We start from the raw sequence: 21,538 nt of genomic DNA on the forward strand, positions 1-21,538 counted from the left end.
TTAAGGATTTAGCGCTTACGTATGCGGCTAATAATTTGTAAAAACTCCACCAATTCCTCATACGAGAAGTGGCCGCCTTGGATTTCTTCAAGCATGAGTTTTGCCATCATGAGTAGCTCAATAGAGTTGGTGGGTCTCTGCGCGGGCTCAAGCGTAAAAGTATTGGGAACAATTAAATTCCAAGAGACGCGATTAAGGTCTTGGTATTTAGATCCCGCAATCTGAAGGATGTTGGGCGCTAGCTTTAAAGTGGTGAAAACATAGAAAACCTCGCTATCATCAATTTGCTGTTGCCATTCCTCTTCAAATTGCACCTTATTCACAATCTTTCTGGTGGAGACAGCATGGTTTTTAGCAAGGACAAAGGTGCCGATACCTTCGTCCCCGCTTACCAATTCAGTAAGCGCCTGCACAGTGATTTCCATCAGCAGTTCAACAGATTTGCGCTTATTCATCTTCAAACTGCCGCTCACGAATAGACTGAGTTATTTCAATATCAGTGAGAATCGTCCTGGCTGATCCGTTTCCAGCATTGACAACACCTGCAATGGCTTGATCTGTTGGTGGCGTTTTGCCAGAGGCTGCGTAGATTGATTTGATCTTGCTGACCCAGGCAGAGGTTGGAGCAGAATTCATATCCAATACGATGGATCGATTAATAACCCCCGGATCTACCTTATTAAGATGATTTGTTGTGAGAACAAAAACTACGTGGGTGTAGTTCATGATTGCCTTGAGCGATGCATGAGCAGCTGCCGTCAGGTTGTCCACTTCATCCAAAATTACATAATGCAAGCAGCTTGGGTTAAAGCTCATAGTCATCACGTGAGTTTGAATCTGTCCGATTAGCGAGGCGCCGTTTTGCCCTTGAGCGCAAGAGTAAAAATCAATATTGGGCTGTGTGGAGTCAATAATTGAGCCCACGGGAATTGATTGCAATACAGGGGTAGTTTTGACAGTCTCTAGCCAGCCAGGCAATAGCTTGGCCATCGTGGTTTTGCCAGAGCCATAGACTCCGTAAAGTAGCAGTGCTGATACTCCATTGCCGGGAAACTTTACGGTACCGTCTATTACGGCTTCTAGCTTAGCCCTTGTATGGGGCATTAATGCAAAGTCATCAGGTGATGACGGGGTCGATATATTGAGTGCCATAGTTCCTCCTAGTTAGTTATGGCTTCACTCATTTCTTATCCGTATTGGCTTACCGCTTTACACAAAAACGCAATTACGCGCCTACAGCTTGTTTTATTGCACTATCGCGAGACTGATCATCGTTTGCTGCTTTAGCAGCCGGAGCTTTTTCGTGTTGCTCCTTAGCTACTGAGTGCGCCAAACTGGCCAGTACGGCGGTAATAGCTGTACCGTTTTGCACTAGTCTACGAATGGCAAAACTACCATCAGCTTCTCTGGTGGAAAGCAGGACTAAGGCCCCGTTGTATTCGGATGCTTGAAACTGACCTGCCAACGTATCGCTATGAAAGGAGGCTAAGATTCGCCCTTCCATGGCAACGCGGCCAACTGCTGCTTTATCCTTGGCCGTTTTATGGTTGGGTGATCGCTCGCGCCGAACTTCTTCAACCCCACCTTTATCTCTAAAAAACTGTGGGATTTCCATACTAGGTGTCTTTGACTCTGCTGCCGCTCGTAGCGCAAGGGCGTAAGAGCTAACGCGACGACGGTCTTCTTTTCCAAAGACACATTGCACCACCTTGGTCATGAGGTGGGTATTGTCTTTAAAGTCCCAACCTTGCTGCTTACAAAACTCTAAGAACCCTTTTTTTACAGCCATAGCTTCCGACTTAATGCTGTTCATGCTTTGAAACAAGATGTAACAGCTTTGCAAGATGCCATAAAGGCGTTCATTGCTTCGAGTTAGATCTTGCGTTTGCCAAGCTTTTCGTTCAGCAATCAAGTTGTTTACTACGGCTCCTACAGATAATTGCGAATCTTGTGTGATTTTTTCAACCAGATTCGTAACTACCTGTCCATCTACTTTCTCAGTTACTTCTGCTATTTGGTCCATAAGACCTCCTTAATAAAAATCTACAAATCACCTTTACCAGAATGGCAAAGGGCAAATGTCGGGAAACCCGACAGTGGATAAGAAATGAGTGAATTGTTAAAGAGCGGTAATGCCAATGAAGAGAAATGTATGTCGAAAATGAGCGTTTTTTTGCCGATCAAAAAAACTAAAAGTTATTGACACAAAATAGGGATTTTTCTTAGCCATGTTTAATATGGGTAGAATGATTTATTGTTATAAAAATAGTTGACAAAAAATGAGGTGTTTTTTGGAAAATCTAGTACAACCCAAAAGCAAATGAAACGAAAACTCAAACTTCTTGAGCATCGCCGCTTAGAAGGCGCTCGCCTTTTAATGAAGGGAGTAGCTAAAGTAGAAGTTGCCCGGCAATTGGGAGTGAGCCGTCAAAGTGTGCAGAACTGGGCGATTCGATTAACAGTCAAAAGAAAAACAGATATGGGCGGCACGATAACCGCTAGCTTTCAGCAAGAAGAAAAAGGGTTCTTAAGTAATAAGAAAATCTATAAAACGAGCTATAACGAGTTACGCTGTCAGCAGTTAGGTAGACCTAAGAAGCTGACAAATAATGAAGTGCAAAAATTAAAACGGGCTTTAAAGGCCGGCGCTAAAGCGGCGGGGCATTTAACGGATAAATGGACGCTCTCAAAGATTCAGGCATTAATTGAGCAAGAGTATTTGGCAGGTGAAACTGTTAGCCGTACCTATGTATTGCAACTATTGCGCGATCTGGGTTTTAGCTGTGAAAAGCCAGGATTAGATGATGAACTCCCATTGCGTAAATGGGAGCGCTTGGGTTGGATAGAGCGGTAACTTAATTTATATAAGCTCTACGGCCTGTCTCTTTTGTTCATCGTTGACATCGATGTACCTTTGGGTCACAGCAATCGATCTGTGACCAGCAAGACTGGCTAAGATTCGAACGCCGATGCCTTTATTAGCCAAAGTTGTGATGAAAAATTTTCTGCCCGAATGGCTGCTTCCACCGCTAATGCCCACATTCTTATAAAGCTGGTGAAACCAAACGCATAAGCCATTAGGGCTAAAGCGTAATCGGTGATCCGTATGAAAGAAGGGAATATCAGCGCCTTTGGCATGTCTTGTGGTGAGGTAGTTAGCTAATTCCACCTGTAAACGCTGTGAAACAAAGACGGTTCTAGGGTATTTGCCTTTGGTTTGTGCTGCTGATAAACGGATTTCATTCTTAATGGTGCCATCGGGGTTGACCACATCACCCATGGTAAGTGAGGCTATTTCGGCGACCCTTAGGCCACCTAAGAAGCTGGTAAGAATGATTGCTCTATCGCGTAGAGCATACTTTTTGGTGCTGACATACTCCAGAACAATGTCTAGTTCTGCCTGGGATAGTGTTTTTGCTTGTGCCATATAAATCTCCTGTCATAAATAAAAAGTGCGTTTTAAGTATGTTTTCTTATTTGAAAAAGGTCGACCTCAATTTGTCTTCCATTCAAATCTCGAGATCTTCCAAGAATCAATGACTTACAAGTTCAGGTTAAGAATTGTGCAATATTCTTAACCTGATTCTTTCTATAAGTATTTAGCTAAATCTTCTAAATATCGTGGGATTTAGACGACAAAACCCCGCGAAGTTAGCTAACACCTCAAATCACTGGATAGCGTACTTTTGTAAGTTCTCAAGTGCTTGCTTATGTCCCCCAGAAAATATGCCGTTTGTAGACGGTTTTTGAGGTGAATTTAGCTCGGATTGTGTGGTAGCAATCAGTGCAGGAGTAGGCTTCCCAGGAACTCTAGCGATACAGCTACGTATAGGTAGCTCCCAGCACTCATTGATACCATGAGCAGAGTCGTCAATTTGGATGGTAATTCTGCTGTAGTTCAAATCTAAAGCGGCATAGCCTTCAATGGCGCTCTTTAAGCCATTCTCGTAGCGATAGATCCAGCTCATTAATACTCCGGCTTCATTGACTGGTGGGTTGGCTAAGCGATTAGCCATTTCCACGTGCACTGGGCTCTTGGGGAAATGAAACCAAGCTTCAACTTCTTCAAAATCCACTAAATACTTGGCATAGGGGCTTGGGATCTCTAATGTGCCGTTGTAGATAGCTTTGCGATATTGACCTTTGCCGAAGGTTGTTCCATACATTTTGTTTTCCCATAAACGGGCTGTGATTTCTTTCATTTTTAATCTCCTTGAATGTTGAAAGGAGTCGCGGTGTTGCTTTGAGATGCAGGGAGTAGCAGAGACAAAAGATAGTTGCTGTTGCTTGAGTTGCTGTTCAGAGCTACTCATTTGTCCCAAATACAGCAACTAACTGCATCTCTTACTGCAACTTATTTCTTAATCGCATCTCAATGCAACTCATTACGCGACTCGTAAATATTTAGCCCTTGTTAATAAAAACCGTATTTTTTCTATCCAAAATTAGCCAAAACGATCCAATGGTCAAAAAGAGGTCGACCAAAGCGCTATATCGAAAACACACTTAATGAGCCCATTAACTACATAGGAGAATTCAAATGAGCCAATTAAGTCACTTAAAGCTAGTAGCCGTTAAAAAACCCCGCAATATGCCCGCAATTGTTATACGTAGGAATAAGCTCGGATCCAAACTCTGGGAGCAGATCCAACTCGCTAAAAGTCAGCTAGAAGGAACACCATTTGTAGTCATGAAGTACAAAACTGTGAAAGATCGTGAAACAGGATTACGTAAACAAGTGGAAGTTCCAAAACGTATAAAACCATGGTGGTTTCAAAGTGAGGAAGGAAAGGTCTGTGTCTCTGTGAAATATGGCAGTTGTACTTTGGAGTTAGCCAAAGGCAAGCCTAGCGTTGAAGTAGCCAGTGGAGAGGGATTGGTTAAAGCACTTGAATCCATTAAAGCAGCAGTAGAGGCGGGGGAGCTCGATCAGCAGATTGAATCTGCAAGCTCCACTTTAAGAAGTGGGTTTAAACGTTAATTAAGTGGGGTGCCCAGCGTACCCCAGTATCTCATCAGGATTTACCCTGCAGGGGCTTACCAACATGGCAAGCCTGCATTAAAGTTTTGAATAACTATTAAAAACCATAAGGGGTTTTCCATGGGCTTTTGGGGATGGGTTGGACTTATCTTTTTCACCATCGTTGGTTGGAATCTCATTCAATGGGGTATTCGAGTTAATGATGAAGCAAAAGCTGAAGAGGAAGCGAAAGCAGGCCGCAAAAGGGTAGAAGATGCAAAAAATGAGATGACACGAATCCGAAGCGAGGTTATTCGGGATTTAAATAAAACGTGGAATGAGCGTTGTCTCGAATATATTGAAGCGCTTAAAAGTGGAGATAAATTTTTAGCCACTGCTAAAGGGCGAGATTTTTACTCCTGCAATAGGCGGTATAGCGGAAGCAGAATTCAGAGCCAAGTTATTGCAGATGAAATTCGCATAAAAAATGAGGTTGCCAAAGGTAGGATTGATCAGGTTAACCCTCTTAGGCTTGAGGAACTGGACAACGAAGGACTCAGAGATCGGCTCGAGTTTTTGACTAAATAACTTTATGAAACGATACAAGGCAACTGTTAATGCGGCTGGAATGTGGGTGGAGACAATTCTTTATGCTCAGAATCAAGCTCAGGCATATAAGTTATTTCAAGCAATCTTTGGCTCTAATAATGTGCCTCATCAACCACTGCAGATCGGATAGTCATGAGATTCAATGAAATAGCTCCGCTAAAACCATTAAGCCCAGAGCAAGCTAGGCTTAAATCAATGAAGGATCGCGTTAAGCGAGACCAAGAGGCTATAAAGGCTGAGCGGGCAAGGCAAAAAATTAAGTCTGGTCAAGATGCGTTAGTGAAATCACATCAAGTCTAGGTTTACTCCGTATTCAAAATACTAATATCAATCAAATTTACTAATAGAGGTTGAGTGTGGCTAATTGCTCTAACTGTGGTAAGTATATGGACGGCTGGGGGAGTATTTGTGGTGTCTGTAAAGATAACGCAAAGATCCAGGAAGGCCAGGCTGATATGCAACGTCAGCTTCGGGAGAGTGCAAGAGAGGCCGCATGGGCTGCAGAGCGACACCTTGATGAAGTTCGAGAGGCAAAGTGGCAGGCTAGTGCAAATCATGAAGAGGCAATGCGAGCTGAATCTGATCGCCTTGAGGAGCTCCAAAAGCAAACTCAGATCTTATTAGAAGGTCAGATTACTAATGAAGAGGCATATCAGCGCGGCTTTGATTTGGAAGATGAATATCTAAATTTATTCTTAACTGAAGATGGAAGGGTTTATTGGGATATCTATGAGCCTTATTTGGTAGCTAGGCTTAATGCAGCTTATGAAAAAGGTGCTCAAGACAGGTTAGAAAAAGAATTTGAATCCAAATATCCTGGATTGGAATACATGAAGCAAGAGGCGTATGGGCATGGATATGCTGGCAGTAGAAATTGCAGCATTGTTTACTTGCATCATCTTCCGCACATCTACCCAGCGAAATTAGACATTCTCTCTGAAACTGGGCTGAAGCAAACTACAAACCAAGAGACAGGCAAGCTCGAGTGGCAGTGGATGCCAGCCTATATGAGTGAGGAGTTAAATGATGCTTATGATGCTGGTGCTCAAAAATTCTTAGGTGAGCAAAATACTGCTGAATTAGTAGCTGAGAGGCTTGAAAAAAATAAAGCAGAATTAATGAAAGCTGAAGAGTCGGCTAAGGAGCAGGCAGAAGCTGATTTGAAAAAGCAGCAAAGCGATAAAGGGGATCGTAGGAAGAAGATATACGCGGTATTCGCCACGGTAGTTATTGCAGTGATAGCCCTATTCGGATACTGGAAATATGATGAATCTAAGACCTCTTACTTGGTATTGCGTGATGCAATACAAAAGGAGGGTTGGAAACCTTTGGTGAGGCCGCCAGTAGTAAAGAATTGGAAAAACCCATTTCCTGAGGTGCTGTCATGTTACGAGGGCTATTGCGAGTCTGAGTTTGTAAATAAAAATAAGCCAAATAAGGTTCGTACAATTGTGTATGAGTATTGCGGTCATCCATATGGTAGTGAATGTACGTTTCTAAATCCAAAAGACTTTATGCGTACATACCGTGATGAGATTATTAGTAGAAAAAAAGCGGATGAAGGTTACGAGATTACTCGCAAGCATTTTGAGCAATATTAGTTCGAATCTCTAGGCCGGATACCAAACTTTTGAGCGTTACTTTAAGTAACGGTTCCCATTAAATAAGTCCTTTAGCCTTAGCCTCTCGATATCTCAAGGTTAACTGAAGTAGCTTAGCCGCACGATTTACCTTAAGCTTTTCCATGAGGTTCGCTCGATGCGCTTCTACGGTTTTAATTGAAATACCTAAGTCCATGCCAACTTCCTTATTAATCCTGCCAGCAACAATGCGATCAAGCACATCAACTTCTCTTTGGGTTAGAAGTCTAAATCTCTCTTTGATCTCTTTGAGCTCCGTAGATTGTTCTTTACTGAGATAAGCCTTTGATAGCATTTCATTGATTAAGCCACAAAGCTTTTCTTCATCTACTGGTTTTTGAATAAAGTCAAAAGCCCCCTTTTTGAGCGCGTTTACCGCAGTGGTGATCTCCCCATGGCCAGTAATAAACGCAATGGGAATATTAAGACCCATATTCAGAAGCATTTCTTGAAGTTCGATTCCAGACATGCCACCAAGGTGAATATCTACTAAAGCACAGCCCAAAGATTGTTGATCACTAGCGGCTAGTGATTGCAAGAATCTTTCGGCACTTTCATGAGGGCTGACCCTAAAGCCATAGGCATTAAGTAGTAGAGCCAGGGAATCTCGAATCGCTTCGTCATCATCAATGACATACACCACACCGCCTTTTCCCGGAGGGGAAGGGTTGGGTTGATTGAGCATTGTTCGCTGCCGATTCATTTTTTAGTCGCTTTTATCTTTTGCGCTACAAGTGCTAGCGCTTCTTCCACATTTCTGGCCATCGTGCCACTTCCAGATTTGCCGATAACAAAGTAATTGTCTTTATGGATATAGATATGAATATACAACTCTGTCTTTTGGATTCCAATGACCACTTGCAATACCGGCTCATGGCTAGCTCGGTCATAGCTTTCGGTAAAGCTACTGTAATCTAAATGATCAGCTTGATTTTTCGCTAACTCTCGAATTTGTGCGCTAATACCCTCAATTAACAGTTCATACTCATGATAAAAGTTTGGATTTGAGTAGCGAAGCTCGTCAATAGCGATCGCGTGTAATGTGCTATTACCCATGGTTATTTGATGATTTCAAGATGGACATAAGCATCTAAGTTTGCAAGTGAGCCACGTTTATCCATAACGGCAAATCGTAAAGCTTCTTTTTTAAAGTCTTCAAGACCAGGGTGAGAACCATCTCCGCCTAATGAGACGATATAAGTCCAGAGAACTTGGTCCCTTTGCTCTTTTCGGTAGATATCTACAATCCGCTTCATCTATGCCCCTTAAAAATAACTATACGCTCGGAGCATGAGAATTGGTTCTTATTTTTATAATGCACCGCCGCAAAATTAAAGGAGCGCTCAAAGGGAGCTTTGGTTTGGCTTGACGATGGTCAATGAATGTAGCTCTAGGATTGCTTACTATCCATAGATGCCAAATGCCTATATTCGCTTTTTAAATCTGATTGATGCGCTTGATCGCATCAATCCAGGGCGCTCTCTGGATAACATCGAAATTCAGTTACTTGAATACATCATGCAGCAAGACTCGCGAAAGATCCCCTTATTGGTAGGCGATCTTATTTCTCTTCAGCAATATGGCTCCCAGGCTACTTTACATGGGAGATTGAAGAATTTGGTGACACTTGGTTACGTAAAGTTGCTTGCAGACAAAACAGATGCTCGTAAAAAATCCGTTATCCCTACTAAGCTGGCAATAAAGTATGTGCAATTTATGTCAGATTGTTTAGACAAGGCTTTGGGCCGTTAGTTGCCTTTAGCTATCCACATATGAAATGTCGGTTAACCCGACAACCGTCGTGTATCGAGACGCTCAGTCTCAAGTCAGCGCCTGCCATCCTGACTCATCACGGCTCAATAGATTTTCCATTGAGCCCATACAGTGGCCAACGCGTTCCAAACAGCCAAAAGAAAAGGGACCACATTGCTGTGATCCCTGTGTATAACTGGTGGGTCGGGCGAGATTCGAACTCGCGACCAACGGATTAAAAGTCCGCTGCTCTACCGACTGAGCTACCGACCCAGTAAGACAAAGATTATAGCAAGAAGTTCATAGATGCCCCTGGGTCTTAAGGTGCCTACCTCCTAGCCCTTGTAATTCGGAGTTTGTTAGGCGGTTGTTCGCCTCGCAACGGGTGGATTTTTAGAGAAATAGTCCTTAATTCCTCTCAAAATAGCCTCAGCAATTCGGTCTTGATAAGCGTCGTCATTGAGGCGCGCTTCCTCTTGTGGGTTGCTGATAAACGCGGTCTCAACCAGGATGGATGGAATATCTGGAGCCTTGAGAACAGCAAAGCTAGCTTGCTCAACCTTTCCTTTGTGCAGGGGGGCAAATCCACTGATTTGCTTGAGGATTGAGGTGCCCACTTGAAGAGAATCTTTAATCTGGGCAGTTGTCGACATGTCTAGTAATAGATTGGCAACCTGCTTATCTTGCGTCTTGATATTAATGCCACCAATCAAGTCGGAAGCATTTTCCTTATTCGCCATCCAGCGTGCCATTGTGCTACTGGCACCCATTTGAGATAAGGCAAACACCGAAGCCCCTTTTGCTCTAGGTTCAATAAAAGCATCCGCATGAATCGAGACAAATAAATCCGCTTCAACGCGTCGTGCTTTCTGTACTCTGGTGTGAAGCGGTACAAAGTAATCGCCATCTCTAGTGAGGAAAGGGCGCATATAGGGATCGCTGTCAATTTTGTCTCGCAAGCGCTTGGCAATAGAAAGAACCACGTGCTTCTCTTTTGAGCCCATGGCGCCAATAGCACCAGGATCTTCTCCACCATGACCGGCATCAATTGCAATGGTAATGAGGCGTTTGTGTTTAGCTGGCGCAGAAGCTTCTTTTACATCTGGAATAGCTTGGGCCACCGGAGCCTTGGGGGCATCCTTCTCTTTTTTGGTTGCGAACTGCGCAATCAGGTCGATTTCTTCATTAGCTTTTTCTAGGGCGCTTTCTTTTCGGGCGCTACTCTTGACTAATTCCATCAAAGGATCTGGAGGCGTGGCAGGGTATAGATCGAGCACCATGCGGTATTGATATTCCGCAATAGGATCTAGTGTGAAGAGCTGAGGTTTCACTGGCTCTTTAAGGTCAAATACGAGTCGCACCATGCCAGGCTGAAATTGCCCCACCCGAATTTGTGAAACATAGGGATCGTTCGGTTTTACTTTGGCGACTAAATCTTTCAGGGTGGAATTAAATTCCATGCCTTGCACATCGACTACTAAACGATCGGGGTTGGTAAGTAACTGCTGCGAAATAGGTAATGCTTTATCAGATTCGAGGGTGATACGCGTGTAGTCTTCAGCGGGCCATATGCGAACACCTAAGATCTTAGCGCCCCAGGCAATCTCAGTCTCGCTGAAGAAGAGGATAAAGCCCAGCATCTTTGCTGAAGTCTTGAGATGCTTTCTTCTAAAGGGGTTGGCGGTGGTTTTGCTCATTGCCATTAGGTGCGCAGTTTCTCTACAACTGCCGCACCCTGGTTTGAGTTTGCTTTGAGATCGATATTTCTTGCATTCTCATCATCGCCAGCAATGAGGTGAACTTCAATATCAAAAGCGGGGAGGGTGCCCTCTGCTTTTTCTGGCCATTCCACCAAACAGAATCCCGGCTCATCAAAGTGCTCTGCAAATCCAGCCTCTTGCCACTCCAGTGGATCTCTCATGCGGTAGAGGTCGAAGTGGTTCGCTGTGATGTTTGTAGCTGTGGATGGATTGCTACTGTTGATTTGAATGGGATAGGGCTCGCACAAGGTATAGGTTGGGCTCTTGACTCGACCTTCATATCCCAGGGCTTGTATTAGATGGCGAGCAAAAGTGGTCTTACCGGCTCCCAAATCGCCTTTTAGGGAAATATTGAGGTGAGTACTTTGATCTGCTTGAAAAAGAGGCCTAAGGATACTAGCAAGCTTTTGCGCTAAAGCAGTCGTATCCGCTTCTTGCCTACAATATTGATTAAATGAATTCTGAGCCATTTGCCTAGTTTATTCAATTATTAAGCTACATTCTGTATTCCTAATGACTTCTTCCCAAATACCGAACCCTGTTGATCAGACCAATCTTCGTGAATGGCTAGATGAACAGTCTCGTCAGCTGGGTTTTGATGGTTTGCGTATTACTGATACCCATCTTGGATCGGCCACAGAGAGGCTTCATGAGTGGTTAGAGCAGGGGCGGCACGGGCAAATGGAATACATGGCTCGCCATGCTCAATTGCGCTCTGATCCAGGCTTGCTAGTGCCAGGCACGGTCAGGGTAATTTGCCTCACTATGAATTACCTTTCCCCCGCAATCGATTTTGATCAAGAGTGGCAGCGTTTATCTGAACCCACCCAAGCAGTGGTATCGATGTACGCCCGTGGTCGCGACTATCACAAGGTGATGCGCAATCGTTTGCAAGAGTTTGCGCAGATGATTGAAAAACACATCGGTGCATTTGGCTATCGCGTGTTTACCGATTCTGCGCCATTGATGGAAGTGGAATTGGCCCGTAAGGCTGGATTAGGTTGGCGAGGTAAACATACTTTGTTGCTCAATCGTGAATCGGGATCCACTTTCTTTTTGGGTGAGATCCTAGTGGATGTGCCATTGCCTGTAGATGAGGAAGACGAGTCGCATTGCGGGACTTGCCAAGCTTGCATTGAGATTTGTCCTACGCAAGCGATTACTGCTCCATACCAATTAGACGCGCGTCGCTGTATCTCCTATTTGACGATTGAAAATCCGGATGCTATTCCAGTAGAGTTTCGTAGGGCGATGGGCAATCGTGTTTATGGATGTGACGACTGCCAACTTATTTGCCCTTGGAATAAATTTGCGCAACGCACGGCCTTACCTGATTTCGCTGAGCGCCATGGCCTTGGTCGGGCGAGCCTCTTACAACTCTGGTCATGGACTGAGGATGAGTTTGATAAACGTCATGAGGGCAGTGCGATCCGTCGCATTGGTTACTCCAGATGGCGTAGAAATTTGGCAGTAGCGATGGGGAATGCCTTAGCAGATAACGGAGTGCCTGAGTCCGATAAAGCATTACTTCGAGACGCCTTGCTTGGCGCCCTGCCAGCAGCAGATACCTTGGTCGCTGAGCATATTCAATGGGCGCTTGATTCTTGAGGCTGCTTAGCAAAGTTTTGCTCTAACTCATACAATACCCAGATGTCATCAGCCGATCAACCTTATATAGACCCTAGCGAAATCGCGTTAGAAGGCTCTGCGGCGCAGCGCTTTAAAAGTCGTAGCGATGCTTTCTGGTCCGGCATTCGGGATGCGGCAGGCGCGCCTGCACTGGTGCTTTTTGCTGGCATGGTCGGCTTTGGTGCGATGGGAAAAACCAATGGGATGGATGCTTGGTTTACAAGTGCCACCAGCTTTTTCATGTTCGCCTTACCTGGGCAAGTTATTTTGTTGGAGATGGCCATCACTGGCTCATCCATTATTGCGATTGCCTTAGCGGTGACCCTGACCGCGACTCGCTTCATTACGATGACGGTGACCCTCTTTCCCCAGTTCCATGAAAAAGATCGCAATCATAAGCTCTATGCTTCTGTTCATCTTCTAGCAATGACGGCTTGGGCTATCTCGATGCGCGAGTTTCAGACAATTGAGACAAAGCACCGCTTGAATTACTTCATTGGCCTTGGATTGCTGTGCTGGTTGATTTCCGTTCCAGGAACTATTTTGGGTTACCTTTTGGCGGGTATGGTGCCGCCAGCCGTTACGCTTGGCCTTGTCTTTATTAATCCCTTATTCTTTTTGCTGACATTTACTGAGGTGAAGCCCTGGGTTAATCGTATAGCGATTGGCCTGGGTTTTATATTGGGCCCACTATTTTTTGAGTTGGATCGCGATACGAGCTTACTGACTACAGGCCTAGTAGCAGGTACGATTGCCTACTTCATTGATCGCAAGGTATTGCGTAAAAGAGCAGGGGTGATCAGTTGATGAATGCCAGCCTCCAAGGATGGGGTTTGTGGATTGCTTTAGCAGGCGCCACAATCGGGACCTACTTTTGTCGTGCTATTGGCGTTTTACTTGCCAAAAGGATTAATCAAGATAGCGAAATCTTTCGTTGGCTTGCAGCAGTTACTTATGCAATGGTTGCGGCTTTGGTTGTCAGAATGATTTTGATGCCTGTTGGTCTTTTGGCAACTGTGCCAGCGTGGATTCGGATTCTGATTTGCATCTTGAGTATTGGCGTGATGGTATCTAAACCAACACGCCGTCTCGTTCCAGCCTTATTGACTGGAACCTTACTGATGCTGGCTTACGGCGTCATTCGGTAAGCAGTTTCGCTTTTACAGGTGGGCTGCCAAGATCTTGGCGATATGCACAGCGTCTCTTTGCGCTCCATCAGCAATCTGATGACGGCAACTGGTCCCATCTGCAACCACCCAACTATCTGGTGATTTACGAATAGCAGGCAAGAGGCTGACCTCCGCCATCTGCTTAGATACTTCAATGTGTTCGACTTCATAACCAAAGCTCCCCGCCATGCCACAACAAGAAGATTCAATTAACTTGGGCTCTGCGTTAGGGATCAACTTTAAAAGCTCCAATGCTGGTGTAACAGCGGCAAAAGATTTTTGATGGCAGTGACCATGAAACAGCACTGGCTGTGACGCTGGCATTAACTGAAGCTTGAGTTTTCCGGCTCTAGCCTCGCTAGCCAAGAACTCTTCTAAGAGTTGCGCTTGTTTGCTGACCGTAATTGCGCGCTCACCAAAACCCATTACTAAGGCTTCATCCTTTAAGGTAAATAAGCAGGAGGGCTCAAGACCAATGATGGGAATATCTTTTTCTGCAAAGGGGGCTAGATGATTAACCAATTCACCTAAAGTTTCTTTAGCCTTGTTGACCATACCAGCAGCCAGATAGGTCCGACCACAGCAAAATTCTTTAGAGCAGGTAGTGGGTGAGCTTGGTATTGAATTTGCTTGTGCAGCTTGTTTTTTGAGACGCTTCTGTGGAATATGTACGCGATAACCAGCGGCTTTGAGAACCGCTAAAGCTGCTTGTAAGTTTTCATCTTCAAAATAAGCATTGAAGGTATCTGCTAGCAGTACTACCCCCTTATTGCCATTCGCATCAGCCTTGCTGAGTTCTACCGGCGTAAATTGATGTGATGCAATTGCACTCTGATTACTCCAGAAGGTTTTTGCTTTCCAAGTTGGCAGACTTCTTTGCGCAGAAATGCCCATGAGCCATTCTTGTAATTTAGCGATGGGCGCAATGTGGTTGCGAAGATTGAGTAGTGCAGGCAGCCCAGGAATACTGCTGATGATGGGTGCGTACTTCGGCAGGTAGGCGACAGCGAGATCGCGCATCGTATGTCCAACTCGCTTCTTATAAGCCGATAGAAACTCAATCTTCATCTTGGCCATATCAACGCCAGTAGGACATTCACGGCGACAGGCTTTACAGCTAACGCAGAGATCCATCACCTCTTTGATGGCATCACTTCCTAGTGGAGATGACGGGGGTAAAGATGATGGGGCACCTTCATCTTTGAGATCGAGCTGATTGGAGAGGGCGAGACGTAAGGTATTGGCGCGACCCCGGGTGAGATGCTTTTCATCGCGAGTCACGCGATAGCTTGGGCACATGACTTCAGCATCAAACTTACGGCAATGACCATTGTTATTGCACATCTCTACTGCTTTGGCCAGGCCCATTGCAGGATCGCCACCAGTCCCTGGCGCGCTAGTTTCTTCTGTGACTGGATTGTTTTGCACATTCCAGGCTGACCAGTCTAATGCTGGCTGGAGGGGGATGACTTTGTAGTTGGGTGGGAAGCGGAAATTGCTCGCATCATCCATCTTCGGTGGATCAATAATCTTGCCGGGATTGAATAATCCCTTAGGATCAAATGCGTGTTTGATTTCTGCAAGGGCTTCGGTAATCTTAGGTCCAAATTGCCAGGAGATCCATTCACCGCGACAGAGGCCGTCGCCATGTTCACCACTGTAGGCACCTTTGTACTTACGAACCAGGGCTGATGCTTCTTCCGCAACTGCGCGCATCTTCTGTGCGCCATCACGACGCATGTCCAAAATAGGGCGCACGTGCAGGGTACCCACTGAAGCATGTGCATACCAAGTGCCACGTGAATCGTATTTAGAAAATACATCTGTGAGTGCCTGGGTGTATTCAGCGAGACTCTCGAGTGGCACGGCGCAGTCTTCAATAAAGCTTACTGGCTTACCATCACCTTTGAGGCTCATCATGATGTTTAAGCCAGCCTTGCGCACTTCCCATAAATTCTTTTGTGAGCCAGCATCTGGCATCGCAACTACTGAGCCTGGAAGACCCAAGTCACCCATGAGGCTTTGCAAAGACTTTAATTTCTCGAGCAAGGGCGCATGCGCTTCTCCTGAGAACTCCACCAATAAGATTGCTTCAGGAGTCTGAGCGCTCGCATCGATCAGCGCAGTCTCAATGGTTTTCTTAAAGCTGGGGTTGTGTCGTGCTAAATCAATCATGGTGCGATCGACTAATTCAACAGCGGTAGGTCCAAGCTTAACAATGTGCTGCGCGCTATCCATCGCCTTGAAGAAGCTAGCGAAATTCACCACTCCGAGAACTTTATGTTGTGGCAATGGCGCCAACTTCAGCTCGAGTGATTTGAAATAAGCCAAAGTACCTTCGCTGCCAACCAAAAGGTGTGCCAAATTGACGCTGCCATCATTTGTGTAAGGACGTTCGCTTTGCGGAAGAAATACATCCAAGTTATAGCCAGCAACTCTACGTAGCACTTTCGGAAAGTGCGCTTCGATCTCAGGTTGAAGTTTGTTGGCAAGACCTTTTACAAAATCCCCAAGTTGTTTTGCGGCACCAGAGCTGTTGGCGTAATTGCCAAAGCTAGCTACTTGCCCGTTGGCTAACCAGGCATCAATACCCAATACGTTGTGCACCATATTGCCGTAAGCAATTGAGCGACTACCGCAAGAGTTGTTACCAGCCATGCCGCCAATCGTTGCTTGCCCAGCAGTTGAAACATCTACGGGATACCAAAGACCATGTGGCTTGAGGGCTGTATTGAGATGATCGAGGACGATGCCTGGCTCAACTACCGCAGTCGCATTCTCTGGATCGGCATGCAAGAGCTTGCGAAAGTATTTAGTGTTGTCGATGACCAGCGCCGTGCCAGTAGTTTGGCCGCACTGACTTGTCCCGCCTCCGCGAGGTAAGACGGGTACGCCCAAGTCAGCGGCAATCTGAATGGCTGTCGCAATGTCTTCTGCAGTTTTCGGAACAAACACGGCGACCGGCATCGCTTGATAGATGGATGCATCGGTTGCATAGCGTCCACGACTAGCCATGTCGGTCATGACTTCACCAGAGGTTTCTTGTCTCAGGCGCTTAGCTAGCTCTGCCTTGTTAGCGATGAATTCTGGGAGCGGCAAATCCAGCGGCTTGTTCATGCTGCAACTTTCTCTCTAGATTCTGAGTCAACTAGTTGAATGACGACATCACGCTTATTCATGACGTGCTGCATCATGACCTTGCGCATGCGCACACTATCGCGGGCTTTTAAGGCATCCAACATCTCTTGATGCTCGCCGACAGCCTTTTCCCATTTGACTCCATCTTGATTAGAGCGAAAGCGCAGCGCTTCGATGCGCGCATTGACTTGGGTAAACAGTTGACTTAAGACGGGGTTGTTTGCTGCCTGGTTGATTGCGTTATGAATCTTTAGATTGAGTTTGTAGTAGCTAGATAAATCTCTGCGTGCATACGAGGCCATCATTTCATATTGGAGCGCCTCTAGTTCGATAAGCGCTTGGTTACTAATATTGTTTGCAGCCAATTCACCTGAGTAGCCTTCCAGATTGGCAATCACATCAAAGGTGTGAATGATGTCGTCGCGCGAGAGTTGTAGGGCGATTGCACCACGATTAGCAATGAGCTCAACTAGGCCATCAGCCGCCAAGCGACGAATCGCCTCACGAATCGGGGTGCGAGAGACATTGAGCTGTTCGGCCAACGCCCGTTCGTTGAGCTTGCTGCCTGGAGTAATGACGCCTTCTACCAGTAAAGATCTGAGCTTCTGGAAGGTTGCTTCATGCAGGTTTTGGGTACTAGGTTGGGCAGTAAGCGCCATATTTGAATACCTAAATTTTGTATACATATTTACTATAACTGATGAATAGTGATAAATAGAGCATTAAATCGCTTATTTTTTACTTATTTTATAAATATTTTGCATACAAAATTGTAAATTCTAAAAAAGTGACTTACACTGGCCCGCAAGATTAACTACAAAAATCAAGTGAGACAAAGCATGCTAAAACTGGATAACCACCGCTCAGGACGTCATTTCTTACATATTCCGGGTCCAAGCCCAGTGCCATCACGCATCCTGCGGGCTATCAGTTATCAAACGATTGACCATCGTGGCCCTGAATTCGGCGCATTTGGCCTCAAGGTATTGGAGGGCATCAAAAAGATTTTCAAAACTGAGCAGCCCGTCATTATTTACTCAGCATCTGGCACGGGTTCTTGGGAAGGTGCTTTAGTGAATGTCCTTAATCCTGGCGATAAAGTGCTCTTTTATGAAACCGGCCATTTTGCAAACCTGTGGCGTGCCCTAGCCAAGAAGATTGGTATTGAAGTTGAGGTGGTTGGTAAGCCTGGTGCCGATACTTGGCGTTGGGGCATTGATGCTGCCGTGATTGAAGAGCGTTTGCGCAAAGATACTCAGCATGAAATCAAGGCAGTCTGCGTGGTGCATAACGAAACCTCTACCGGCATGACATCCAATATCGCTGCGGTTCGCAAGGCGATTGATGATGCGAAGCATCCAGCCTTATTGCTCGTAGATAGCGTGTCTGGCTTGGGTTCTGCGGACTATGAGCATGACAAATGGGGTGCCGACGTCACTGTTTCTGGCTCGCAAAAAGGTTTGATGTTGCCTCCTGGTATTGGCTTTAATGCCTTGTCACCGAAGGCAATTGAGGCTAGTAAACATAGCAAAATTCCAAAATCGTACTTAGCTTGGGATGAAATTCTCGAATCCAATAAAACGGGTTATTGGCCAACAACCCCTAGTACCAATCTGATGTACGGCCTGCATGAAGCCATCGACATGATGCAGACCGAAGGCTTGGAGACGATTTTTGCTCGGCATCAGCGTTTGGCGGAAGCCTGCCGTCGCGCCGCAGCAGCCTGGGGTCTTGAGAACCAGTGTTTAGACCCAAGCGCCTATTCGCCAGTATTAACAGCGATCGTGGTGCCAGAGGGAATGGATGCCGATGTATTACGTAAACATGCCTTAGAAAAGTTCAATCTTTCGCTTGGAACTGGCTTAGGCAAGCTCAAAGGCAAGATTTTCCGTATTGGCCATCTTGGTGATTGCAATGAATTAAGCCTCATGGCCGCCTTAAGTGGGGTAGAGATGAGTTTGGGCGCTATGGGCTATAAACCCAAGGCTAGCGGCGTGGTTGCGGCTCAAGAGTGCTTAAAGTAAGGCTGGGTCGGCAGACTCAACCTATAATTCACCATATATATCAATAGCATTAGAGATAGAGAGATTAATCATGTTGGCAACTAAACCGTATTTAACCCAGGCTGATGTTCAAAAGATTTTGGATGCAGCAGACAAGCATGCAGCAGCAAATAACTGGGCAGTGACGATCGCCGTTTGTGATGATGGCGGACATCTATTAGGTTTAACTCGTCGCGATGGTTGCGCTCCTGTCTCTGCTTACATCGCTCAAGAAAAAGCGCGCACCGCTGCAATGGGTAAACGCGAGAGCCGTGTTTATGAAGAGATTATTAATAACGGACGCATTTCCTTTTTATCTGCCCCACATATTTCGGGCATGTTGGAGGGTGGCGTCAATATCGAGGTAAATGGGTTTACCATCGGCGCAGTCGGCGTTTCCGGCGTTAAATCGACCGAGGATGCTGAAACTGCTAAAGCCGGCATTGCGGCCATCCTGTAAGTTATCTTGACAAATACTGTTCCTGAAATAAATTCTTCTACCGGCGCTACTGAGAGTAGCGCCCCCCCAGCAACAATTACCTTTGCCGACTTTGGTTTAGATCCAAAGATTCAAAAAGCGGTATCTGAGCAGGGCTATACCATCCCGACTCCGATTCAAGCTCAAGCGATTCCCCATGTTTTAGCTGGAAGCGATCTGATGGGCGCGGCCCAAACTGGTACCGGCAAGACAGCTGCTTTTGTGTTGCCAATTATTCAAAAGATTCTGCGTCATGCTAGTAGCAGTGCTTCCCCTGCTCGTCACCCGATCCGCGCTTTGGTGTTAACGCCGACGCGTGAGTTGGCCGTTCAGGTTTCTGAGAATGCGGCAAGCTATTCGAAGCACACCGATTTACGCGCTGCCGTGGTCTATGGTGGCGTGGATATGAAAGAGCAAGTCGCCACCTTGCGTAATGGTGTGGAGATTTTGATTGCTACCCCAGGGCGCCTGCTGGATCACATTGGCTCAAAAGTAGCCAATCTTTCGCAAGTAGAGATTCTGGTGTTGGACGAAGCGGATCGCATGCTCGACATGGGCTTCTTGCCTGACTTGCAGCGCATCATTGACTTGATTCCAGCGCAACGACAAACCCTTTTGTTCTCTGCGACTTTCTCTCCAGAGATTAAAAAATTAGCACAAAGTTATTTACGTACTCCAGTGACGGTTGAGGTGGCGCGTCAAAACGCTGCAGCAGATACTGTTAAACAAGTAGTGCACATGGTTGCTAGTGCAGACAAGCAGCGTGCGATTGTGAAAGTGCTTGAGGCGCGCACCCGTCAAGGTTTATCTCGTCAATGCATCATCTTTACCAATAGCCGTTTAGGTTGTGCAAAGCTATCTAGAGCTTTGGAGCGTGATGGAATTAAAGCGGGCGCGATTCATGGCGATAAGAGCCAGGGCGAGCGCACTTTAACTTTGGACGCATTTAAGTCTGGCGCAATTGAAGCACTCGTTGCAACGGATGTAGCTGCACGTGGCTTGGATATTCCATCAATGCCTTGTGTGATTAACCATGAATTGCCATACAACGCAGAAGACTTTATTCACCGCATTGGTCGTACGGGTCGTGCGGGTAGTAAAGGTGATGCGATTGCCTTGGTAGATGCCAGCGAAAAACGTTTACTCGACGATATCGAAAAGCTGATGAAGCGTAAGCTGGATGTTCAGCCTTTGCCCGAAGGTAGCCCTAGCCATAGCACCCCGTCCAGCAGAAACTCGTCAAGATCGGATGCGCCGGCAAAAATGTCGGACCCATTTTTCTATAAGCCGTATGAGCCTAGTGCTGCATCTCAGTCATCTTCCTCAGCCGCTACTAATTCTGAAGAGAAAAAAGTGGGTATTACTCCTGCACGACCAGCTGTTGGTGCTTTGCTTGGCGGCTTTAAGAAGAAGTAATTTTTCTGCTCCAAGCCTGAGTGGCGGCTAACAGCCACTCAGCTATGGAAATATCATTTCCATCCGGTAGATTTCTTAATCCTAAGTGTGTTGCCGCTTTGCATAATTCATTCAAGGCCTGCTGTTCATTTTCAGTATGAATAGCGGTCGCTAATGTTTGTTTGCTGAGTTTTTCGCCATGCTCATCCAGCACCAGGGGTAGGTGCAAATAACTCGGAGTCGGATAGCCCAAAATCTTTTGTAAGTAAATTTGCCGTGCCGTATTGCTGAGTAAATCTTGACCGCGCACGATATGAGTAATGCCTTGCTCGGCATCATCCACTACTACAGCGAGTTGATAGGTAAATAAGCCATCCCGACGACGCAGAACAAAATCCCCTACTGCTCGGTTTAAGTCTTGCTGCTCTTTTCCCAGAGCAAGATCTTCAAATTCAATTGATAGATTCGGGGGGAGGGCTAACCGCCAAGCAATATCAACCCTTGAGGTGTGGAGCATCCCATTAACCTTCATTTCATCTGGTCGGCAGGTGCCTGGATAGATTATTTCTTGGTTGCGGGGGGTGATCATGCCTTGGGCCTCTAGGGCGCTTGCAATGGTTTGGCGGGAGCAGGTACAGGGATAGATGGTTTGGAGCTGATTTAAGCGCTCTAGAGCGTTTTGGTAGCGTTCTTGATGCTTGGATTGCCAGCTGGGCTCTTCGTCCCAGGAGAGGCCGCAGGCAAGCAATTGGCGCATGATTTCTTGATCGGCCCCAGGAATGCAGCGTGGGGTATCTAGATCTTCGATTCTGAGAAGCCATTTCCCTTGATTTTGTCGGGCATCCAACCAGCTCCCAAGGGCCGCAACTAGCGATCCCGCATGAAGCGGACCGGTAGGTGAGGGGGCAAATCGCCCGCGATAGCCGTCGGCTGGGGATGAGGGGTTTTTGAGGTTCGTCACAGCTA

At 46.1% G+C, this 21,538-nt stretch carries 25 protein-coding genes and 1 tRNA gene; 12 read left to right on the forward strand and 14 right to left on the reverse strand.

Features of this window, described 5'->3' with window-relative positions; all coding sequences use genetic code 11:
• Positions 1–8: 8 nt before the first annotated feature.
• From ICN12_RS06820 to ICN12_RS06830, 3 genes are all read right to left on the reverse strand, one after another.
• Positions 9–455: a hypothetical protein gene (locus ICN12_RS06820; RefSeq protein ID WP_216271761.1), complete on the reverse strand. Its 447-nt coding sequence runs from the start codon at positions 453–455 to the stop codon at positions 9–11.
• The gene (locus ICN12_RS06825; RefSeq protein WP_216271762.1) at positions 448–1,152 is read right to left on the reverse strand and encodes an AAA family ATPase; all 705 of its coding nucleotides are present in this window, start codon (positions 1,150–1,152) and stop codon (positions 448–450) included. Before ICN12_RS06825 ends, ICN12_RS06820 begins: the two co-directional genes overlap by 8 nt.
• 73 nt (positions 1,153–1,225) lie before the next feature.
• Entirely contained in the window at positions 1,226–2,023 is a 798-nt protein-coding gene (locus tag ICN12_RS06830) for a hypothetical protein (RefSeq protein ID WP_216271763.1), read from the reverse strand.
• Positions 2,024–2,320: 297 nt separating this feature from the next.
• Between ICN12_RS06830 and ICN12_RS06835 the strand changes: the two genes are divergently transcribed.
• Positions 2,321–2,854 carry a hypothetical protein gene (locus tag ICN12_RS06835; RefSeq protein ID WP_216271764.1) on the forward strand — a complete coding sequence of 178 codons (534 nt, stop codon included), beginning with the start codon at positions 2,321–2,323 and terminating at the stop codon, positions 2,852–2,854.
• 6 nt (positions 2,855–2,860) lie between these two features.
• Here the strand turns inward: ICN12_RS06835 and ICN12_RS06840 are convergent, their stop codons facing one another.
• Positions 2,861–3,427 carry a tyrosine-type recombinase/integrase gene (locus ICN12_RS06840; RefSeq protein ID WP_216271765.1) on the reverse strand — a complete coding sequence of 189 codons (567 nt, stop codon included), beginning with the start codon at positions 3,425–3,427 and terminating at the stop codon, positions 2,861–2,863.
• A gap of 241 nt (positions 3,428–3,668) precedes the next feature.
• Positions 3,669–4,202, reverse strand: coding sequence for a hypothetical protein (locus ICN12_RS06845; RefSeq protein ID WP_216271766.1), 534 nt, complete (start codon positions 4,200–4,202; stop codon positions 3,669–3,671).
• Positions 4,203–4,540: 338 nt separating this feature from the next.
• On the opposite strand from ICN12_RS06845, the gene ICN12_RS06850 reads away from it, so the two are divergent.
• From ICN12_RS06850 to ICN12_RS06865, 4 genes are all read left to right on the forward strand, one after another.
• Positions 4,541–4,981, forward strand: coding sequence for a DUF6641 family protein (locus ICN12_RS06850; protein WP_216271767.1), 441 nt, complete (start codon positions 4,541–4,543; stop codon positions 4,979–4,981).
• 120 nt (positions 4,982–5,101) lie between these two features.
• Positions 5,102–5,548 (forward strand): hypothetical protein, encoded by a 447-nt coding sequence (locus ICN12_RS06855; protein WP_216271768.1) that lies wholly within the window; start codon positions 5,102–5,104, stop codon positions 5,546–5,548.
• 4 nt (positions 5,549–5,552) lie between these two features.
• Positions 5,553–5,699 carry a hypothetical protein gene (locus tag ICN12_RS06860; protein WP_167345997.1) on the forward strand — a complete coding sequence of 49 codons (147 nt, stop codon included), beginning with the start codon at positions 5,553–5,555 and terminating at the stop codon, positions 5,697–5,699.
• Between the two features lie 325 nt (positions 5,700–6,024).
• Positions 6,025–7,170, forward strand: a complete 1,146-nt coding sequence (locus ICN12_RS06865; protein ID WP_216271769.1) for a hypothetical protein — start codon at positions 6,025–6,027, stop codon at positions 7,168–7,170.
• Positions 7,171–7,228: 58 nt separating this feature from the next.
• Here the strand turns inward: ICN12_RS06865 and ICN12_RS06870 are convergent, their stop codons facing one another.
• Genes ICN12_RS06870 through ICN12_RS06880 form a run of 3 tightly spaced genes read right to left on the reverse strand, consistent with a single transcriptional unit; the run spans position 7,229 to position 8,465 of the window.
• Positions 7,229–7,912 (reverse strand): response regulator transcription factor, encoded by a 684-nt coding sequence (locus tag ICN12_RS06870; RefSeq protein ID WP_370624971.1) that lies wholly within the window; start codon positions 7,910–7,912, stop codon positions 7,229–7,231.
• Positions 7,909–8,265 carry a hypothetical protein gene (locus ICN12_RS06875; RefSeq protein WP_216271770.1) on the reverse strand — a complete coding sequence of 119 codons (357 nt, stop codon included), beginning with the start codon at positions 8,263–8,265 and terminating at the stop codon, positions 7,909–7,911. The genes ICN12_RS06870 and ICN12_RS06875 overlap by 4 nt, the downstream gene beginning before the upstream one ends.
• Before the next feature lie 2 nt (positions 8,266–8,267).
• Entirely contained in the window at positions 8,268–8,465 is a 198-nt protein-coding gene (locus ICN12_RS06880; RefSeq protein ID WP_076024328.1) for a hypothetical protein, read from the reverse strand.
• Between the two features lie 157 nt (positions 8,466–8,622).
• On the opposite strand from ICN12_RS06880, the gene ICN12_RS06885 reads away from it, so the two are divergent.
• Positions 8,623–8,961: a MarR family transcriptional regulator gene (locus ICN12_RS06885; RefSeq protein WP_216271771.1), complete on the forward strand. Its 339-nt coding sequence runs from the start codon at positions 8,623–8,625 to the stop codon at positions 8,959–8,961.
• Between the two features lie 197 nt (positions 8,962–9,158).
• Here the strand turns inward: ICN12_RS06885 and ICN12_RS06890 are convergent.
• The 3 genes from ICN12_RS06890 to tsaE all read right to left on the reverse strand — a co-directional run bounded on the left by ICN12_RS06890 (position 9,159) and on the right by tsaE (position 11,191).
• Positions 9,159–9,234 (reverse strand) — tRNA-Lys (locus tag ICN12_RS06890).
• An 86-nt stretch (positions 9,235–9,320) separates the two neighbouring features.
• Positions 9,321–10,664, reverse strand: a complete 1,344-nt coding sequence (locus ICN12_RS06895) for an N-acetylmuramoyl-L-alanine amidase (RefSeq protein ID WP_370624972.1) — start codon at positions 10,662–10,664, stop codon at positions 9,321–9,323.
• On the reverse strand, positions 10,664–11,191 hold the full coding sequence (gene tsaE / locus ICN12_RS06900; RefSeq protein WP_216271772.1) for a tRNA (adenosine(37)-N6)-threonylcarbamoyltransferase complex ATPase subunit type 1 TsaE: 528 nt from the start codon (positions 11,189–11,191) through the stop codon (positions 10,664–10,666). Before tsaE ends, ICN12_RS06895 begins: the two co-directional genes overlap by 1 nt.
• A 43-nt stretch (positions 11,192–11,234) precedes the next feature.
• On the opposite strand from tsaE, the gene queG reads away from it, so the two are divergent.
• From queG to ICN12_RS06915, 3 genes are read left to right on the forward strand one after another with little or no spacing between them, the layout of a single operon-like run.
• Positions 11,235–12,329 (forward strand): tRNA epoxyqueuosine(34) reductase QueG, encoded by a 1,095-nt coding sequence (queG, locus tag ICN12_RS06905; RefSeq protein WP_216271773.1) that lies wholly within the window; start codon positions 11,235–11,237, stop codon positions 12,327–12,329.
• Positions 12,330–12,371: 42 nt separating this feature from the next.
• On the forward strand, positions 12,372–13,157 hold the full coding sequence (locus tag ICN12_RS06910) for an AzlC family ABC transporter permease (protein ID WP_216271774.1): 786 nt from the start codon (positions 12,372–12,374) through the stop codon (positions 13,155–13,157).
• A complete protein-coding gene (locus ICN12_RS06915; RefSeq protein ID WP_216271775.1) occupies positions 13,157–13,498 on the forward strand; it encodes a branched-chain amino acid transport AzlD family protein in 342 nt (113 codons plus the stop codon). Before ICN12_RS06910 ends, ICN12_RS06915 begins: the two co-directional genes overlap by 1 nt.
• 12 nt (positions 13,499–13,510) lie before the next feature.
• On the opposite strand, the gene ICN12_RS06920 is transcribed toward ICN12_RS06915, so the two are convergent.
• Positions 13,511–16,636 carry an FAD-binding and (Fe-S)-binding domain-containing protein gene (locus ICN12_RS06920; RefSeq protein ID WP_216271776.1) on the reverse strand — a complete coding sequence of 1,042 codons (3,126 nt, stop codon included), beginning with the start codon at positions 16,634–16,636 and terminating at the stop codon, positions 13,511–13,513.
• Entirely contained in the window at positions 16,633–17,316 is a 684-nt protein-coding gene (locus ICN12_RS06925) for a GntR family transcriptional regulator (protein WP_216271777.1), read from the reverse strand. The genes ICN12_RS06920 and ICN12_RS06925 overlap by 4 nt, the downstream gene beginning before the upstream one ends.
• Before the next feature lie 180 nt (positions 17,317–17,496).
• On the opposite strand from ICN12_RS06925, the gene ICN12_RS06930 reads away from it, so the two are divergent.
• The 3 genes from ICN12_RS06930 (at position 17,497) to ICN12_RS06940 (ending at position 20,593) form a co-directional block, all read left to right on the forward strand.
• A complete protein-coding gene (locus ICN12_RS06930; RefSeq protein ID WP_216271778.1) occupies positions 17,497–18,681 on the forward strand; it encodes a pyridoxal-phosphate-dependent aminotransferase family protein in 1,185 nt (394 codons plus the stop codon).
• Between the two features lie 73 nt (positions 18,682–18,754).
• Positions 18,755–19,159 (forward strand): GlcG/HbpS family heme-binding protein, encoded by a 405-nt coding sequence (locus ICN12_RS06935; RefSeq protein WP_216271828.1) that lies wholly within the window; start codon positions 18,755–18,757, stop codon positions 19,157–19,159.
• A gap of 6 nt (positions 19,160–19,165) precedes the next feature.
• A complete protein-coding gene (locus tag ICN12_RS06940; RefSeq protein WP_216271779.1) occupies positions 19,166–20,593 on the forward strand; it encodes a DEAD/DEAH box helicase in 1,428 nt (475 codons plus the stop codon).
• Here the strand turns inward: ICN12_RS06940 and gluQRS are convergent.
• Complete coding sequence (gene gluQRS, locus ICN12_RS06945; protein WP_370624973.1) at positions 20,580–21,533, reverse strand: tRNA glutamyl-Q(34) synthetase GluQRS; 954 nt, start codon at positions 21,531–21,533, stop codon at positions 20,580–20,582. The two genes, ICN12_RS06940 and gluQRS, sit on opposite strands and share 14 nt — an antisense overlap.
• Positions 21,534–21,538 lie beyond the last annotated feature (5 nt).

The sequence above is a fragment of the Polynucleobacter sp. AM-25C3 genome (assembly GCF_018882335.1).
Classification (GTDB): Bacteria; Pseudomonadota; Gammaproteobacteria; order Burkholderiales; family Burkholderiaceae; genus Polynucleobacter.